We start from the raw sequence: 565 nt of genomic DNA, 5'->3' as shown, positions 1-565 counted from the left end.
CGTCTCCACTGAACTTGTCGCAACAATACGCAGTGTTGCTCAATGATGATCACAACCTTGTTTTGGCTGGGGCAGGCTCGGGTAAAACCAGCGTATTGACTGCAAGAGTGGCTTACTTACTTCAAAGCCATCAAGCTCAAGCGGAAGAACTTTTGATGCTTGCGTTTGGCCGAGATGCCGCGAAAGAAATGAAAGAGCGTTTGGTTGATAAAGTCGGCTTGGCGGCAGAAGGCGTAAGAGTCAATACCTTTCATCAACTCGGCTTGTACATTCTTAATCAAGTCGAGCAGCAGCCTGTCGAAATTAGCCCTCTTGCATTAGACGATAACCAACGCACGGCTTGGTGTGTCGACTGGTTGAAAAAGCACTGGATGACACCAACAAATTTCAAACGTTGGCAAAAGCATTTAGATAAATGGCCTATTGCTTACCTGAAAGGTGACGATGAGCTGGGTAGCCATTCGGAAAATCCGAAGCTGATTGCTTGGTTGGATTCTCAATTGTCGCATTTAGCTGCTGTTGGTTTAACGAAAAAGCAAGTGCAAGAGAAGTTGGTGGATCACCA

At 46.2% G+C, this 565-nt stretch carries 1 protein-coding gene; it reads left to right on the top strand.

Translation table 11 applies throughout. The features are described from left to right. On the top strand, nucleotides 1-565 hold a 565-nt coding region (locus R7Q11_RS28320; protein ID WP_225467245.1), incomplete at both ends, for a UvrD-helicase domain-containing protein.

Source organism: Vibrio sp. 970 (genome assembly GCF_033339075.1).
This window is presented reverse-complemented; position numbering and strand designations above follow the sequence as displayed.